The sequence below is a fragment of the Haemophilus sputorum HK 2154 genome, assembly GCF_000287615.1.
Lineage (GTDB): Bacteria > Pseudomonadota > Gammaproteobacteria > Enterobacterales > Pasteurellaceae > Haemophilus_A > Haemophilus_A sputorum.
On the sequence record NZ_ALJP01000009.1, the window covers coordinates 413,485 to 427,892 of the forward strand.

17 protein-coding genes are annotated in these 14,408 nt (G+C 42.3%); 1 reads left to right on the forward strand and 16 read right to left on the reverse strand.

Annotated elements, in window-relative coordinates; translation table 11 throughout:
- Positions 1-41: 41 nt before the first annotated feature.
- The 14 genes from HMPREF1128_RS04370 to HMPREF1128_RS04435 all read right to left on the reverse strand — a co-directional run bounded on the left by HMPREF1128_RS04370 (position 42) and on the right by HMPREF1128_RS04435 (position 13,631).
- Positions 42-1,787 carry a ShlB/FhaC/HecB family hemolysin secretion/activation protein gene (locus HMPREF1128_RS04370; protein WP_007525251.1) on the reverse strand — a complete coding sequence of 582 codons (1,746 nt, stop codon included), beginning with the start codon at positions 1,785-1,787 and terminating at the stop codon, positions 42-44.
- A 464-nt stretch (positions 1,788-2,251) separates the two neighbouring features.
- Positions 2,252-3,097 carry a hypothetical protein gene (locus HMPREF1128_RS04375; RefSeq protein ID WP_007524448.1) on the reverse strand — a complete coding sequence of 282 codons (846 nt, stop codon included), beginning with the start codon at positions 3,095-3,097 and terminating at the stop codon, positions 2,252-2,254.
- A 55-nt stretch (positions 3,098-3,152) separates the two neighbouring features.
- Positions 3,153-3,272 carry a Com family DNA-binding transcriptional regulator gene (locus HMPREF1128_RS10210; protein WP_005693545.1) on the reverse strand — a complete coding sequence of 40 codons (120 nt, stop codon included), beginning with the start codon at positions 3,270-3,272 and terminating at the stop codon, positions 3,153-3,155.
- A 139-nt stretch (positions 3,273-3,411) separates the two neighbouring features.
- Positions 3,412-3,843 (reverse strand): hypothetical protein, encoded by a 432-nt coding sequence (locus HMPREF1128_RS04385; protein ID WP_007524252.1) that lies wholly within the window; start codon positions 3,841-3,843, stop codon positions 3,412-3,414.
- The gene (locus tag HMPREF1128_RS04390; RefSeq protein ID WP_007523972.1) at positions 3,831-4,421 is read right to left on the reverse strand and encodes a hypothetical protein; all 591 of its coding nucleotides are present in this window, start codon (positions 4,419-4,421) and stop codon (positions 3,831-3,833) included. The genes HMPREF1128_RS04385 and HMPREF1128_RS04390 overlap by 13 nt, the downstream gene beginning before the upstream one ends.
- 10 nt (positions 4,422-4,431) lie before the next feature.
- The gene (locus tag HMPREF1128_RS04395) at positions 4,432-6,363 is read right to left on the reverse strand and encodes a hypothetical protein (RefSeq protein WP_007525413.1); all 1,932 of its coding nucleotides are present in this window, start codon (positions 6,361-6,363) and stop codon (positions 4,432-4,434) included.
- A gap of 11 nt (positions 6,364-6,374) precedes the next feature.
- The gene (locus HMPREF1128_RS04400; RefSeq protein WP_007525255.1) at positions 6,375-6,953 is read right to left on the reverse strand and encodes a phage tail protein; all 579 of its coding nucleotides are present in this window, start codon (positions 6,951-6,953) and stop codon (positions 6,375-6,377) included.
- Entirely contained in the window at positions 6,946-8,058 is a 1,113-nt protein-coding gene (locus HMPREF1128_RS04405; RefSeq protein ID WP_007524065.1) for a baseplate assembly protein, read from the reverse strand. Before HMPREF1128_RS04405 ends, HMPREF1128_RS04400 begins: the two co-directional genes overlap by 8 nt.
- A complete protein-coding gene (locus HMPREF1128_RS04410) occupies positions 8,055-8,411 on the reverse strand; it encodes a GPW/gp25 family protein (RefSeq protein ID WP_007524299.1) in 357 nt (118 codons plus the stop codon). The genes HMPREF1128_RS04405 and HMPREF1128_RS04410 overlap by 4 nt, the downstream gene beginning before the upstream one ends.
- A gap of 54 nt (positions 8,412-8,465) precedes the next feature.
- On the reverse strand, positions 8,466-9,047 hold the full coding sequence (locus tag HMPREF1128_RS04415; RefSeq protein ID WP_007525290.1) for a phage baseplate assembly protein V: 582 nt from the start codon (positions 9,045-9,047) through the stop codon (positions 8,466-8,468).
- The gene (locus HMPREF1128_RS04420) at positions 9,022-10,086 is read right to left on the reverse strand and encodes a phage late control D family protein (RefSeq protein WP_007524017.1); all 1,065 of its coding nucleotides are present in this window, start codon (positions 10,084-10,086) and stop codon (positions 9,022-9,024) included. Before HMPREF1128_RS04420 ends, HMPREF1128_RS04415 begins: the two co-directional genes overlap by 26 nt.
- Entirely contained in the window at positions 10,086-10,313 is a 228-nt protein-coding gene (locus tag HMPREF1128_RS04425; RefSeq protein WP_005625313.1) for a tail protein X, read from the reverse strand. The genes HMPREF1128_RS04420 and HMPREF1128_RS04425 overlap by 1 nt, the downstream gene beginning before the upstream one ends.
- On the reverse strand, positions 10,306-11,238 hold the full coding sequence (locus tag HMPREF1128_RS04430) for a phage tail protein (protein ID WP_007525311.1): 933 nt from the start codon (positions 11,236-11,238) through the stop codon (positions 10,306-10,308). Before HMPREF1128_RS04430 ends, HMPREF1128_RS04425 begins: the two co-directional genes overlap by 8 nt.
- Positions 11,238-13,631 carry a phage tail tape measure protein gene (locus tag HMPREF1128_RS04435; RefSeq protein ID WP_007525068.1) on the reverse strand — a complete coding sequence of 798 codons (2,394 nt, stop codon included), beginning with the start codon at positions 13,629-13,631 and terminating at the stop codon, positions 11,238-11,240. Before HMPREF1128_RS04435 ends, HMPREF1128_RS04430 begins: the two co-directional genes overlap by 1 nt.
- A gap of 43 nt (positions 13,632-13,674) precedes the next feature.
- Here HMPREF1128_RS04435 and HMPREF1128_RS04440 point away from each other — a divergent pair, with 43 nt between their 5' ends.
- Positions 13,675-13,983 carry a hypothetical protein gene (locus HMPREF1128_RS04440; protein WP_007524604.1) on the forward strand — a complete coding sequence of 103 codons (309 nt, stop codon included), beginning with the start codon at positions 13,675-13,677 and terminating at the stop codon, positions 13,981-13,983.
- Here the strand turns inward: HMPREF1128_RS04440 and HMPREF1128_RS10420 are convergent.
- Together HMPREF1128_RS10420 and HMPREF1128_RS04445 are read right to left on the reverse strand one after the other, a co-directional pair.
- Positions 13,962-14,120 (reverse strand): GpE family phage tail protein, encoded by a 159-nt coding sequence (locus HMPREF1128_RS10420; RefSeq protein ID WP_007524845.1) that lies wholly within the window; start codon positions 14,118-14,120, stop codon positions 13,962-13,964. The two genes, HMPREF1128_RS04440 and HMPREF1128_RS10420, sit on opposite strands and share 22 nt — an antisense overlap.
- Positions 14,098-14,382 carry a phage tail assembly protein gene (locus HMPREF1128_RS04445; protein WP_007524759.1) on the reverse strand — a complete coding sequence of 95 codons (285 nt, stop codon included), beginning with the start codon at positions 14,380-14,382 and terminating at the stop codon, positions 14,098-14,100. Before HMPREF1128_RS04445 ends, HMPREF1128_RS10420 begins: the two co-directional genes overlap by 23 nt.
- Positions 14,383-14,408 lie beyond the last annotated feature (26 nt).

Here is a 14,408-nt window from a genome sequence, read left to right on the forward strand (position 1 = left end):
CCTTAAATTTTGCCAAAATTAACTTTGCCCGAAAAACTCAATTAAAAACTATAACCAAGACTAAAACCTGCAACAGCATCAGAGGTTCTAAATCCTTCTGGTTTACGCATCAATCTTCCCATAAATACATCGTAGCTAACCCCTTTTATACCACCTCGTAATCCAATCGCAGTCCCCATTAGATGATGCCCTAGTTGATTTTCCGTAGACCAGCCGGATACTCGGCCACCATCCACTGCCCAATAAAAAGCGTGGTTTGGGCTAAATTGCCAACTCAGCTCGTTTCGCCAGTTCCAGCCACGTTCACCTGAAAGGGAAAGTTCACCGTCAAAACCGCGCACGGTATAACGTCCACCAATCGAAAAACGATCTTGAGCAATCAGTGGGGTTTTATTCCATTGGGCATTCAAACTACTTTGCCACTGCCAAGCTTGATTACCCCATTGAAATAGTTTTGTTAAGCTCACACTTGCCGTAATAATTTTAGGGCGAGAGGTACCTTCACCAAATAGCTCTTCTGGTGCAGATAACGCACCTCGAGCAGCGGTTCCCCGTTTGAAATTTGCCGAAAGTTCAAATGTGGCTGTCGGGAAATATTCTTTATGATTAAATCCAGCTTCCCAACCTGCCATTCGGCGTTTTTGCACCTCAATTTCTGCACCGTCAATATAGTTTTGTGATTGACGAGACCATAGAGAGCCCGAAACAATCGTTTTACGTTTTGCATCTCGATAGAGTAGATAGGAGAGCGTGAGTTTGTCTGTATCACTTTCGCCTGCGTAGATGTAACTGTTATCAAACGCCCCAAAGACTTCTTGATAATATCGGCTCTGATTATGTGAAAAGGCTAAGTTCCAGTAGCCGAATGGTACGGAATAGTAAAGCATGAAATTTTTACTGGCTCGACGGCCTCTATCATCACCTTTTTGTTTAAGTGAGTGGGTAAAAGTTATATAGAAGAGGTCGTTTGCCGAGAAAATATTGTCTATGGAGAGTGTACCACTGGCTTGCCATTTTCCAGTTGAAGTAGAACCGGCATCATCCAGTCCTAAATTTAGGCGAAATGGAAACGCTTGGTTGTAACTGATTTTTAAATCACTGTCGCCCACTTCCGCTTTATCACTTTCACTAGGCAAAATTTCAATATTTGCCTCAACGGTTGGCACACGTTTTAAATTTTCAAGGGATTGTTCAATATCTCGGATATTGAGTAAGTCACCTGTATCAAATGTTAATCCTGTCAACGCATTCAAGCGGGTAAAACGAGGAACATTACCGCTGTCAGCCACAATCATATTACGCACTTTGCCCGGAATGACCGTTAAAACTAATTTTCCACCGCGTAAATCTTGTTCTTCGGTCACTACACGAGTTGTCACATAACCACGGCCGATAATTTCATTTTGAATTTGCTTCATCAAAACACCTAAACCTTCACCACCAAAACAATGTGGTAGCGTAAGCCTCAATGTTTGAGCCGCTTTATCAAAAGCCCATTGGAATTGACTTCGCGGGATAGAAGAGCCGTAATCGGTTAGCGTGATTTGATAAATAGGATAGCAGGGTGATTCAGTATAAGAGAGTAAAAGTGATTCAGAGGAAGAGGTATCGAAACGAATATCGGGCTGAGCTTGTAATTGTTCGGCCTGTGCCTGTTGATGTTGTTGCTGGCGTTGTTGCTGGGCAGCATCAACATTGCTTAATTGAGTATCAAGCGTATTAGCGAAAGTAGTAGTTGCTATCGCTGAAGAAATGAAGCTTAAAATTAAGGTTTGATGGTATCTCATAAGGTCAATAGAAGCTGTTATTCAGTCTAAAAGAGTGTATAAAATTCTTCACATTTTTGCAATTTTAAGTATAAAATAGCAACAAATAAAAGTGTTAATATAGAGTGTAAAAAAGATGCAAATTACTGTTTATATTTACAAATTCATTTTTAAATTTAAATATTCTTGATAAGTAATTGATTTAAAATATATTTTTTATTTACATTTTATAGATATATGTAAACAACCATTCTAAGTTTCATATATCAATATTATAAAATAAACCTAAAACACCAAGAGACTACTTTTAAAACAAGGAGTCTCTTTTTTTATATTTATTTCTACTAATTACACCTAATCAGTAAATATTTTCATTGACGACATTTATACTCATCCTAATAAACCCGCGCAACATAACTGCAATAAAAAAGCGAGATAAATTATTTCTCTCGCTTTTTTCACATTATGTAATGATGTTACATTTTCTAAAATTTATAAACTAAATTATCCTCATATTTTCCTGAATAGCTCGCTGATCCATTCACTACAATTCTTTTCGCTCCGTCAAATGACTGCCAATTATCTACTTTATCTTTCTGCATATACTCAATAAATCGAATAAATTCAGATTTCGTTGAACTGAAGAAAATATAAGGTGGTCTTGTAATATTGACTAATCGTAAGAAGTCTATTAAATCGAAATAAGTAGCTTGTTTATAGCTTTCTTGTTTGGTGCAAAGATAAGGTGGATCTAATACAAACAATGCTTTGCGATTGCCGGAAAATTTCGGTAGTAGAGTGTGGAATGATTCACGAATAATTTCAATATCGTCCAAATAGCAATCTGCCTTGGGGTAATCGGACTGACGGATACAATTCCAAAAATCATTCTGGAATAACTCATCGGTTGTAGCTACTTGCTGACCGCTAAATAATAACCAGCTTGCTAAACAATTCAAATATTTGTAGCCGTCAAACTCTTGAATAATTTTGACACATTTTGCTTTTACTTCCTTTGGCATTCGCTTGTTTTTAGGTACAGCACTGCCGACTGCGGTAAAAAGTTGTGAACGTAAGGTATTGATGTCACCTATATGGGCTAACCTTTCGGAGTAACCATCAAAATCATTGTAGATGACACGAGCTTTTGGCTTAATTGCTTTGGCTACATGACTCAATAATCCTGAACCACCGAAGGCGTCAATAATTATCCAGCCCTCTCCATCATCTTTGATGTGTTCATTAAGAATATTCTGAAAATGTTTCAAAAACATTCTTTTTTGCCCGATAAACGGTAGTGGGGCTTGTTTAAAAGTTTTTTTGTTTGCCATAGTTTTTCCTTCTATGGCGTTCTGATACTCAAGGTATTCCGACACTCAAATAAAATTATTTAGTAAAGTTAATTACTTTGCAGCGTGGGCATTTGATTTCTAAATAACCAACTGTACCCACTTTCGCCAATAATTTGTTACAAAATGTGCAACGGATTGTTTTAATTGACTGCATATATTCTCCATAATTAAAAGATTTGTTACAATCCGCCCGCCTTGCGCAAGGTAGGCGGCGTATGGCTATATGCAGGCATGTTCTGCGTAGCTGGTAATAACGCGCATTGCCGTGCCGTTATTATCGCCGTCTTTTCTTTTTAAACTTTGTGCGAGGTAAACCCTCCTTTTATCAACTCAGCTAGTTTATTCGGGCTTAACGCCTTTTTCGGTGCTACGCCAAAAATTGCCTCATAACACCACTCACTACAATAATATCGACTTGGCTTTTGCTTAAACGGTAACACGCAACCAATTGCCCCGATAAAATCGTATTTTTTGCCACCGGTACGCTGAAAAAAGTCCACAATGTCTGAATATGTGTGCACTGGGATTAAATCCCACTTATCCGCAGGCAGATGCATAGTTTTTACACGTACACCACCATCACGAGGGCTTGATGAATAGCATTGGTAAACGTTCGCTCCTGTTTTGATTGCCACCTCGCAATGGCTGTAAGGTTTACCCGTAAACAAGCGGATAATTTTATCCACCCAGTTGCCACGGGCTTTGTACATCGCTAAATAGACCACTGCGCAATCTCCTTGGTAAGCTGTTCGACCTGTTCAATCGTAGTAGCAGCTATTAAAGCATCTTCGAATTTTTGTCGCTGACCAATAATCTCACCAATTACCGCTGCAAGCTGGTCTGATTTTTCAAGTACCTTTTGGGCCAATATATCAAACGGTACGCCTCGAATTTTTGATATTTGAGTGAGCATTGGAGTTTTTGCAGATTTATCGAGGCGCCAGGATAGAGCCTCTTGCTCTTGACGATAAAAACTATCAATTTCCGTTTGCGGATAACCAGTTAACAAGCTTGCATTTAATTGATCGGCTTTATGTGCAATTAAAGTAATTAACTCATTTTTTCTTGCGTGTAATAGGTCGGCTTCATCTGATTGTTCCAGCACCCAATGTCCATTGCTCAAATGATAATACTCATTCGGAGGGGGTTCGGAACTTTGATATACTGCTTGCCCATCTGACCACGCAAATGGCGTATCATCATGTAACTCACTCTCAAGAGCATAAAAACCTGTCGGTAAGTAGCTTGGTTTATCTTGTTGATTATATTCGGCATGGCCATATTGGTTGAATACAATGTACATATTTACCTCTCTAAATAATTACCCAACTATCGTTCTTACGCAATCTGACTGCCCCCGTCAGGGTGTCAATAATAATAGAGCCATTTTTGGCAGTTGGCGTGTATCCAATCCATGGAAGATTAGCACGATAAAAAATATCACCTTTACCAGGAATAACTGGGGTTGCTCCACTATTCAACCCATTATCATAGTCAAAATCCATAAAAATGTTATTATAAGTAATACGATCGTTGCTGCGAACAGCTGCCATCCCTCCACGTAGACTAACCCCTTTAAAACTAACGTTTGAAATTGACCCAGCTGAGGCAGCAGATGGATTCACATCTAGAAACACAATAGGAGCATTATTTTTGTGCTTAGCTTGATAGAGACCACCAATCACATTTAGCCCATCAATAATACCATCCTGACCTGGTTGGCCCGCATAAGTGCTAGCCACACAGCGGATTGATTGTCTGTTGGCATCTTGTACATTATTGCCATTTAGCACAACATCCGTTGCACCATCAATTTGGATACCATCAATGCAAGAATAGTCAGCATTAACAACCTTGTTAACTGAACAACCCTCTAGGACAACACCATCAACTAACGCCAGTAAATATGCGCTGAAGTTATCTAATCCCGATGCCACATTAACGTCTTGCACGTGACAGCCAATGAATTTGATATTTTTATGACGACTCACGCGTGAGGTTGCGCCTAAAACTTTAAAACCGCATCCACCACTAGAGCGCCCTCCATGGTTACCTGATCGCTCGGATATACAATCGGTGAATGTCACATCACGAATGCCTAATTGTCCTCCTAATCTGTAGCTATGTTCAGCGGCATCAGAAACGCGCCAATGAATAAAATGGAGATTGCGACAAGAATAGGCATTTAAAGTACTTTCAATAAGTAATCCATTTTGTCCTGGTGCTCCTTGAGCGTTAGGAGATTTTGTCGAGATATTCGCGAAATTAAATACACAATCTGCAACATCCCTTAAATAAACGCCTGTCCGATACGTGTCAACTTTGATATTGCCAAAAAATGACTGGTTAACATTGAAAATAGGCATCGCAGCATCATAATTTTTGATAGTAACATGTTGTAAATGTAGCTCAGTTAATGGTGTATCTAATGCCAAAGACTGGATATGTAAACCATAATCTGAGCCAGGTCTATCTGATGTAACCGATAGATCCTTAATATCCAGTCTACTGCCTGAGATACGGATGGCTCTATCAATCGCTGACCCAGGAGAGCTAAAGCGTAAATGACTAATTTGTGTATTACCGTATATAGTAATACCATAATCCTGACTAGCGGATAACTTCCGAAATTCCGAGTGATTAGCTTTTAAATTGGTATCTTGTGGTATGGTAATAGTTTGGATACCATATTTCCGTCCTCTGGATAGTTTTAATGACTTACCCACCGCAGCCTGCAGTGCTGCTTGTAATCTAGTTGTCTCATCTCGACCATCGCCTATTAAACCAAAATCATGATCGCACAATGATGTATATAATCTTTTCCAGCGGCCTCCATTATGCTCAACAACAAAACAAGTGCCACCGTCATCAGGTGTAATTAGGTCTTGTAAATCCGCAACAAACTCTCCACCACCTGTTGTGCCGCCTGCGTAGTAGGATTTAACTAAAATACGCTGACCATGTTCAGTTGGGCGGATAGTGCGGAGTTGTTCGATACTTTCGGCTTGACCAACAAAACGGAAGCCATCGGCTTTAGTAAGTTCTATGAAAGCATTTTTATTTTGCTCACCAACCTTCTCCATTTCGCCTTTTAAGAATAGCGTACGATTTGCTAAATGTTTTAAGGGTAAATTATCAACACCTGTTGGACCACCAAGTACAGGGTCGGTTTCTTTCAGCATATAAACGCCATCTTCCCAAACGGGTTGTTCTGGTAAAAAATCGTCTTTTGTTAAAGTCGTCATTTTATCCTCTCTTATGCCGCACCACGACTATAAGTGCCGTTGCGAGTTAATGTATTGTTGTGTAAAAAAGCGTATTTTCTAAAATCAAGTGCGACAAGTTCACTGCGAGCTGGAGCAAATCGTTCAATTGTTTGACGAGCAAATTTAGCTTCAGCATAAGTAATCACGTCATTAAGCAGAATACGATATTGTGCCCAACGGTTATCATCTCCATGGAAATAGATGCCATTACGAGTAATTGCCCCCTCGTGATATTGCTTAGCAAGACGTTCAATGATTTCTACATTACCTAGACCTAGTTTTTTGCAAATTTCTTTCACCGCCCAAGGTGTGCCTTTATGCTTATGTAGTTTTACTGCCGAACTAATCAAAGTGCGTTTTGACTTAATATCATCAGCTAACAAATAACCGTCATAACCTGTCACACTCCATTTTTCTGCCACCAGTTCGATATATTTTTCATCAAGCAAATCAATCAGCGAGGTCATAATTTGCGATTTGTCTAGTTGGTCGAGCCGATTAGCTAAATCTGCCAACGTGGTGAATTTCACATCTTGGCGAATAATGTCAGCGTAAATCAGCTTAGCCATGAGATTCTCCCACCACGTTTAAGGTAATGCTTTCACACACCGCCCATTCGTTTTCCAATACTTCAGTCAAATGTGGTTCAACAATTTCCACGTTATACACACCCGACACTTTCAGCGTTGCTGCAATGGTCAGTGGCACAATATCCACGCCCAAGGTAAAGGGATCTTTTGCCAGCAACTCTTGAATCGCCTTCAAAGCACGACTTTTGGTTTCGGTGGCATTGGCTGAGGTGTAAAGCTCAAGATTTGCCACGATGTTGTAACTGACTTTTTTCGCGGGCGAGACAATCACAGTATCATTAAGAGGTCGTCGTTTATCGCCACTTAAATAGGCTTTGATTTTGTCAATTAAGAGCGGTTGAGGTACGCCACGTTTGGTTAACACTGTCATTTCTACTGTGCCGGCTTTGGGGCGTTGTACGGCAACGTCATTGATAAATGGCGTCACGCTACGTGTGTGGTAGTTATAGGCTTCAAACGTACCACAGACAGTAAACGCTTCGGGCGCAAGTAAAATGCGTTTACGGTAATCATCATCACTTTCTTCTGCGACACCACCGTCAGTTACATCAATGTTGCTGACCGTGAGTGTGCCTTGATAATCAATCTGACTTTCGAGCGTTTTCACCCGTCCAGCCTCCCAACCATTGCCTGCTTCACCTGTAAGATTGGCCACTGCCACCACATCAACAAAGCTGGCGAATTTTGATATCACCGTTTCCGTTTTGGTTGAGAAGTAAAGCGTTTCTGTGGCGCGCACCATCGTGCCAGCAGGAATGACGATTTCATCGTGTTCGGTTTCTTCCACCCGAAAACGTAAGGTGGTTTCAGCCGGTTGCGCGGCAAGGCGAATACAGCCCATTTGCTCACCGCATAAATCCAAGGCTTGCCCTGTAGCGGTTTGCGGAAAGGTTTGGCGAAAAGCCTCGTTAATCCCTTTGCGCATCAATAATTCACGGTAGGCATATAAGTTAATAATTAGCCGTTCAATATGAGCAGGTTGCAAGGTTTTGCCTGTGCGCTCTTCATATTGGGCAATGCAATCAGCAAGGATTTTTGCCACATCTTCTTCAACAATTTGAATTTCTTCACGGTTTGCAATCATAGTTGATACTCCGTTGCATAAATTTGACGTGCAACATCTTCAGCCACGCACCATTTCACCGAAAAATGAAATTCAGGAGCTTCGCCGGTAATAATGACTTCTTGCACCACGACACGCTTTTCCCATTTATCAATCGCTGTAAAAACTTCGCGCACGATATTCGGAATCGCAATATCTTCAGGTTGGTCGATATAATCGAAATGGTCGGAACCAAAATCAGGACGAAGCACATCACTGCCTTTTCGGGTGGACAGAATATTCAGAATGCACTGATGTAAATCATCTTCGCCTTGAATGGTAGCGACATCAGTGGGGGCTAATTGCCAGTGGGTATGTTGAATAGCAGTTTTCATAGCCGTGAGTGTAACGGCTATGAATGGAGAGGGATTTTAAACTAATTTAAAGAATTACTGGGGTTTACCGGAAGTGTCTCGACCACCTTGGACGCCACTATGAACATGAGAACCAAGTGAAACAGAACCTTGTTTAACACTTGGCGCAGACACCTCTTTGCTTGAGGTAATGTTGCCACTAGCATGTAATTTGCCATTGATGGTGGTGTCGCCATTGATTTCGGTTTCGGCATTCACCACCGCCTTGCCTGCAGTAACCGTTACCGTACCTGAGGTTTTTACCACGACATCACCTGTTTTACGGTTGTGAGAAATTTCAGTCCCGTTACTGAATTTATGTAACCACATTTCACTATTTGTAACAGGCACAGGGTCAATTGCATTGTAAATTGCCCCTAAAACACAACCGCTTTCACCGCGTGCATCGAGCAAAATTGCCACCAACTCACCGAGATCAGGCAGGCAGTAAAATTGATTGCCGCCTGCGTTGGGGACAAGGTAAGCCAGCCACGCCGTTTCAAAATCCTCAAGAGCAGGAATGGTTGCTTTGATACGGTGTGTTTTCGGATCAACTTGGCTGACAATACCTTCCTGATAAGTTGCACCAAAATTATGCGTGGGTTGCTGCTTTCTCATCTTTTGGTAATTCCTCACTAAATTCAATCATTTTGATTTCAAGGTCGGTGGTGTAGCCTTGCCGTTTGTCCACCTTGTGGCGTGCCTGCTTGATTAAGTATTTACCGCTAAACATACCGACATTCGTCAGCCAAATGGTATTGCCGGCGACCAGTTTTGGGTTGCCAATCACGGTAATATTGCCCGCTTGTTGGTCATCATTTTCGGCAAGTGCGGCATCGGCTCGGGCGTTCATTTGTGCTTGGCTTTCACCACGGGTCACTATTTTTAAGGTATCAGCACTGCTGGCTGCCGCTTGTTTTTTCGTGGGGCGCTTTGTCTTGTGCTTTTTGGTCGATTTCAACGCCTTTTTCTCATTCTGGTTAAAGCCTGAGACTTCTACTTTTGAAACCGTGTCTTTAATGCGGTCGCGCAAGCGTAAATTTTTTACCTCACTATAATCAATCACCGCAACGGGCGTGCGTTCCTCAAGGCTTGCCATAGTGGTGAAAACCAGCGTTTGATTGACAATTTTAAAGCTGTAGTGGTATTCGTGCGCCAGCCGAGTTAAAAATTCCACGTCCCGTTCTTGGTATTGGGTAGCACGCTGAATCGGAATATCTGCTACCGTGCCTGTTACCTTGAGTTTCAACCGCTTTGCTACGGTTTTGACGATATTTGCCAGCGTGGTGTTTTCATAAGATTTCGGCTTAAGTGTTCGGTTGGCTTTGGTGACACCTGTGCTTAAGGCTTTAAGCGCAACGGCAGAACCACTATTAGGCGACCATTGCCATTCGATTTCGTCCAGCTCAAAACTACCTAAATTCACTAACGGCTCGCCTTTGTAACCTAGTTGCAAACTTAATTTATCGCCTTGAGTGGGAAACCAACTGCCGACCCATTTGCGTTCAATATCTTCAAATTCCACTTGTAATTCGTCCGACTGGTCAGAGAGATAGTCGGTATAAGTGAGTCGCAACAAATTCGGCTTCACATATTGGGTAATTTGTTTGGCTTCATACAGCAATTCAAAGTCAGGGGATTGGGATTGCACTTGCATTAGTTATCTCCTTGCAACCACGGCGGCAAATCACTGTTGTCGGTGGTTTTCACCTCTAGCACAGGCACTTTTAAAGTTTCGCCCATTGGCAACATTTCACAAAAGGGGATATGCGGATTGGCATCAATCAAGCGGTTGATTTCGTTGACCGTGCCATAATAATGATAGGCAAGGTTATCCCAACGCTCGCCCTGCTTAACCGTGTGTAAAATAATGGCATTACTCATCGTTGTCCTCCCCGCTGTCAGCACGAATGGCGATCCAAGCGGTCATTTTTGCTGAATTTTTTGCAAGAGATTCCGAGACCACGTCAGCCGATTCAATCGCTTTTACACCTAAATCGAACCATTCTCTCAACTCATCGCCCTTGATGCCTGATTTAAATAGGCTGTAAGCGGTATTTAAATGTCCTGAAAGCGTGGTTAAATCTTGCATAAATCCCGCAGCACCACGAACTCCTTCCGTCAGCGTAGCAAATGCATTACCTAAGCCTACCATTTCAGCCAAACCGCCGAAAGAACCACCTAAGGTATTCACAATGCCACTGATTTCAGACAGGGCTGCCAGAGGGTTATCTTTTAAATGCTTCACACTTTCGACCGCACTTTTGACATCTGCCACCACTTGCTTAACCTGACGTGCCACAGCAATGCCTTTGCTCATTAGTTGATTGGCTTGACTAACAAAATTACTTAAGCCCTTTGGCACAATGGAGGCAAGTGGCGAATTACCGGCTAACGATAATGCCGCACCTAAAATCCCTGCTTGTGGGTTGCCGACAAATTCCCGAAGGGTTAAGCTCACGTCACGGGCAAGTGCATTGCCTTTCCCATCAGTGAATAATACCGTACTGGTAACGTCTGTAATGACAAAATGTCCTTTGAATTTAGAGAAACCAAAGACCAATGCCAAAGCCTCTTGGCTTTCTTGCGCTGTGAGTAAGGCTTGATAGCGACTTTCTACGGGCGCAAGTTGATGATGTAGTTGTAACTGTAATGTGACATCCGTTAATGCCATGCCCATGGCTTGCAATTTCGGTTTGCCCGAAAGCACCTCGTGTTCAGCAAATACTGCAGAACGGCTTTCGTCAAAACCCGTTGGGGCAGAGAGTAAATCAAAGGCAATATTGCCTAAAAGTGCATAATTTTCCATTAGTAAGCCCCCCGTTGTCGTTGGTCTAACACGCGATTGAGTAATTGCTCAAACTCATACGCCCCCATTTTTAATGCGCTTTGTAACTGGTCGGTTACGCTTTGTGACGCATTACCGGTTACGGTAATTTGAGGGCTAAAATGCACCACAATGCCGCCTTGATGGCCTTCACTATTGGTAACAGCGTTTCTATTTAGTGGTTGATAGTTAGCAAGTAAGCTACCTTTGGCCGCGCCATCAAAACTCACTGCATCAGATAAGTTATCACTGGCTTTTTGAGCTAACGGCTGAGCTTTATCCATCCCAATTGCCAAGCCTTCCACCACGTTTACCCCGTAGCCCTTAAAAACACGGCTTGGCGAGTGAATACCTAACTTTTCCGCAAACCAGCCCTTAATGCCGTCGCCTAAGTCGGACACAATCTGCTTCGCGCCTTCCCAAGCGTTTTTGATACCGTTTACTAAGCCATCGATCATATTCTTGCCGAAGTCGGTAAACTTGCTTGGTACATCAATCCCGAACCAAGAAAGCACGGTAGAGAAAACTTGCTGGAATAAGCCAAGTGGCGACCAATTGAGAATAGTGGCAGTAATGTTGCCGATGCCTGAATCGAAAAAGTTGCTTATATTTGCCCACACTTCCGAGCAATAATTACTAATACCGTTCCAAGCTGATGAGAAAATACCTGACACTGCCGCCCATTTTTCACTAAACCACGCAGAAATCGGCTCCCAGTATTGGTAAATAAGGAATGCCCCCAATGCAATACCACCAATAATTAGCCCGATAGGGTTAGTCATTGTGGCGATTTTTAACGCATCCATTGCCATTGTTACGGTTTGAATAGCAAATGATCCTACTTGCAACACCCCACGCAAGGCGACAAAACCTGTTACCAAGCCCAGTACAAACTTAGCAGCTTCTTTATGTTGAGATATAAACGGCGTAAACCATTCCACTGCTTCCTGCAAACTTTTTGCGAAACCTTTAATATCATCAGCAAACACAGAACCTACATTGCCGACCGCACTTTCCCACGCGCCCCCTAAGCTTTCCAGAGCGGAGCCAAGTGTCTTCGTTTTTTGGGCAACACGTTCTTCAAGGCTAGCTTGGTCTTTCATTTTCTGCAAGAAATCCTGCAAACCCGCCGTGCCTTTTTCTCCTAATAACAAAGCAACGCGCTTACCTTCAGTACCAAACATTGCGTCAGCTACATCTTGTGCTGCTTGGTCGCCAAATTTCGCCCTAATTTTTTGCAGTTTCTCAAGCTCTTTGACCATTCCGTCAATGCCTTTGAAATTGCCTTTTTTATCCCAGAAATTAAACTCAAGCCCACTTTTCTCTAAAATATCCCGAGCGTTGGCTTTCATTCCTTTTTTGGCTTCGGCGATCATTTGCGGACCTTTACTCATTCGGTCAAGCATTGTGGAAAAGTTTGTCCCGAATGAGGTGCCTTCTAAGCCTTGTTGTGCAGCTAAACCTTCAATAGCAAAAAGTTTTTGCGAATTTTCTCGCCCTGTTAATTTCATTGAACGAATATTAGAAGCGTAGTAGGTCATCGCCCCATACATATCTTCCTTATTCATACCTGCGGCAAACATTGCTCGTTGCAAGTCATCAGCGGACGCACCCAATTCTGCTTCAGATAAGCCGTGTGATTCCATCATTTTAGAAAAGAACTCACCGCCTTGCATTTGATCCATATCTAACAGAACATTAAGTTTTGCCGATGTTTTTAAGCCACCGTTAATCAAGGTTTCATCAGTTACCCCTTGCATTTTCATTGCTTTGGCAAGCTTGTAGAAATCTTCTCTTGTACCTGGTAAATCTGTGCCGAGTTGGTCAGCAATTTTGCCTATTTCATTGAATTTTCCGAATGTACCATCAGCTTTCATCATTGAAATTTTCAGGTTATTTGCCGCTTCTTCCTGCTCCATAAAGGTTTTCATTACACTTGTTCCAATCGCAGCGTAAGCCAGCGTACCGAGTGCTTTACCTTTTAATTCATCGCGTTTATTTTTGGCATTTTCATAACCTGAAAGCGCCCCTTGTAGCTTTCGTTGAGCATGTAAAGAACGGTTTAATTCTTTGCCAAATTCACGTTGCTGACGGCTGACTTGGCTAATTGCTCTACCGAGCTTGTCATATTCGGTTTTCATCAAGGCAAGCCCGACACCGCCTTTAGAACTGGCGCGGCTCATTTCGGCATAGAGTGTTGCTTGCTTGGTGCGGAGTGCGTTCAGTTCGGTAGAAAATTTGGAATGAATTTGCTGATTTTTGGCAACGGCTTGACCGAGCTTGTCTAACGTGCCATTGACACCTGCAAAAGTGCTTTTGAAATTGCCCGCTAAACTTGCACCAATCACTAAACCGATTGCTAAATTGTTTGCCATTTTGTTATTCCTAAAGGTAAAATGCTAAAAAACGGAGGGGACTATGCTGACTTGGTTGAATGAAAAATTTATCGAATGGCGTGGCTTTGAAAGCTGGCAAAAAACAGCCTACAGCATTGCCTTTGGACTGTTCCTTGTGCTGTTTTTATACGGTAGCTATGAATACTGGGCATTTCATTTCACCAGCCCAGCCGAACAAAACGTTCTTTCTATCGCATTTTGGGCGATGATTTACTTTGTTTTAGTCGCTGTGCTGGGTTCAGTCGCCATTTGGCTATGCGGCTTTATCGGGGCATTGTTTGCCACTGTGTTTCAAGGTTTTTCTTGGTGCTACCGTAAAATTTGCCTGTAGCCTTCTTTGATTTGACGATTGGCTTGGAAAAGCCAGTCGTCAAGTTCTTTTAGTGTCCAGCCATCAATTTCATCTGCCGAAAAACCAAACCACCAAACAATGTCGGCAATCGCATTACTCAGTATCTCCGTCTTCACTGTCTGAACCGAACAGAAATCGTTGGATCTGTTGATAATCTTTCCATTTGATTAAGTCCATATCTTCCTGCACCAAGCCACAGCAAAGTGCAGCAACAATAATTTCACGTTCTTCAGATGTTTTACCTTGCTGACCAGCTACACGAATATCTTTCACTAATGGCTCTCGTACTTTCAATTCTTCAACCAATATGCCACCCGCAAGGTGGATTGGGCTAGATAATTTAATGGTAGTGCGAACGGCATCAACTTTTTGAGACATAAAAAACTCCTTTGTGAGTGTGTTGT

What these genes read in the sequence shown, in the direction of transcription:
- HMPREF1128_RS04445 (WP_007524759.1), bottom strand. Translation starts at nt 14,382, where the DNA reads ATGTCTCAAAAAGTTGATGCCGTTCGCACTACCATTAAATTATCTAGC.
- HMPREF1128_RS04415 (WP_007525290.1), bottom strand. Translation starts at nt 9,047, where the DNA reads ATGAGAAAGCAGCAACCCACGCATAATTTTGGTGCAACTTATCAGGAA.
- HMPREF1128_RS04375 (WP_007524448.1), bottom strand. Translation starts at nt 3,097, where the DNA reads ATGGCAAACAAAAAAACTTTTAAACAAGCCCCACTACCGTTTATCGGG.
- HMPREF1128_RS04420 (WP_007524017.1), bottom strand. Translation starts at nt 10,086, where the DNA reads ATGCAAGTGCAATCCCAATCCCCTGACTTTGAATTGCTGTATGAAGCC.
- HMPREF1128_RS04395 (WP_007525413.1), bottom strand. Translation starts at nt 6,363, where the DNA reads ATGACGACTTTAACAAAAGACGATTTTTTACCAGAACAACCCGTTTGG.
- HMPREF1128_RS04410 (WP_007524299.1), bottom strand. Translation starts at nt 8,411, where the DNA reads ATGAAAACTGCTATTCAACATACCCACTGGCAATTAGCCCCCACTGAT.
- HMPREF1128_RS04430 (WP_007525311.1), bottom strand. Translation starts at nt 11,238, where the DNA reads ATGGAAAATTATGCACTTTTAGGCAATATTGCCTTTGATTTACTCTCT.
- HMPREF1128_RS04425 (WP_005625313.1), bottom strand. Translation starts at nt 10,313, where the DNA reads ATGAGTAATGCCATTATTTTACACACGGTTAAGCAGGGCGAGCGTTGG.
- HMPREF1128_RS04370 (WP_007525251.1), bottom strand. Translation starts at nt 1,787, where the DNA reads ATGAGATACCATCAAACCTTAATTTTAAGCTTCATTTCTTCAGCGATA.
- HMPREF1128_RS04400 (WP_007525255.1), bottom strand. Translation starts at nt 6,953, where the DNA reads ATGGCTAAGCTGATTTACGCTGACATTATTCGCCAAGATGTGAAATTC.
- HMPREF1128_RS04390 (WP_007523972.1), bottom strand. Translation starts at nt 4,421, where the DNA reads ATGTACATTGTATTCAACCAATATGGCCATGCCGAATATAATCAACAA.
- HMPREF1128_RS04440 (WP_007524604.1), top strand. Translation starts at nt 13,675, where the DNA reads ATGCTGACTTGGTTGAATGAAAAATTTATCGAATGGCGTGGCTTTGAA.
- HMPREF1128_RS10210 (WP_005693545.1), bottom strand. Translation starts at nt 3,272, where the DNA reads ATGCAGTCAATTAAAACAATCCGTTGCACATTTTGTAACAAATTATTG.
- HMPREF1128_RS04435 (WP_007525068.1), bottom strand. Translation starts at nt 13,631, where the DNA reads ATGGCAAACAATTTAGCAATCGGTTTAGTGATTGGTGCAAGTTTAGCG.
- HMPREF1128_RS04405 (WP_007524065.1), bottom strand. Translation starts at nt 8,058, where the DNA reads ATGATTGCAAACCGTGAAGAAATTCAAATTGTTGAAGAAGATGTGGCA.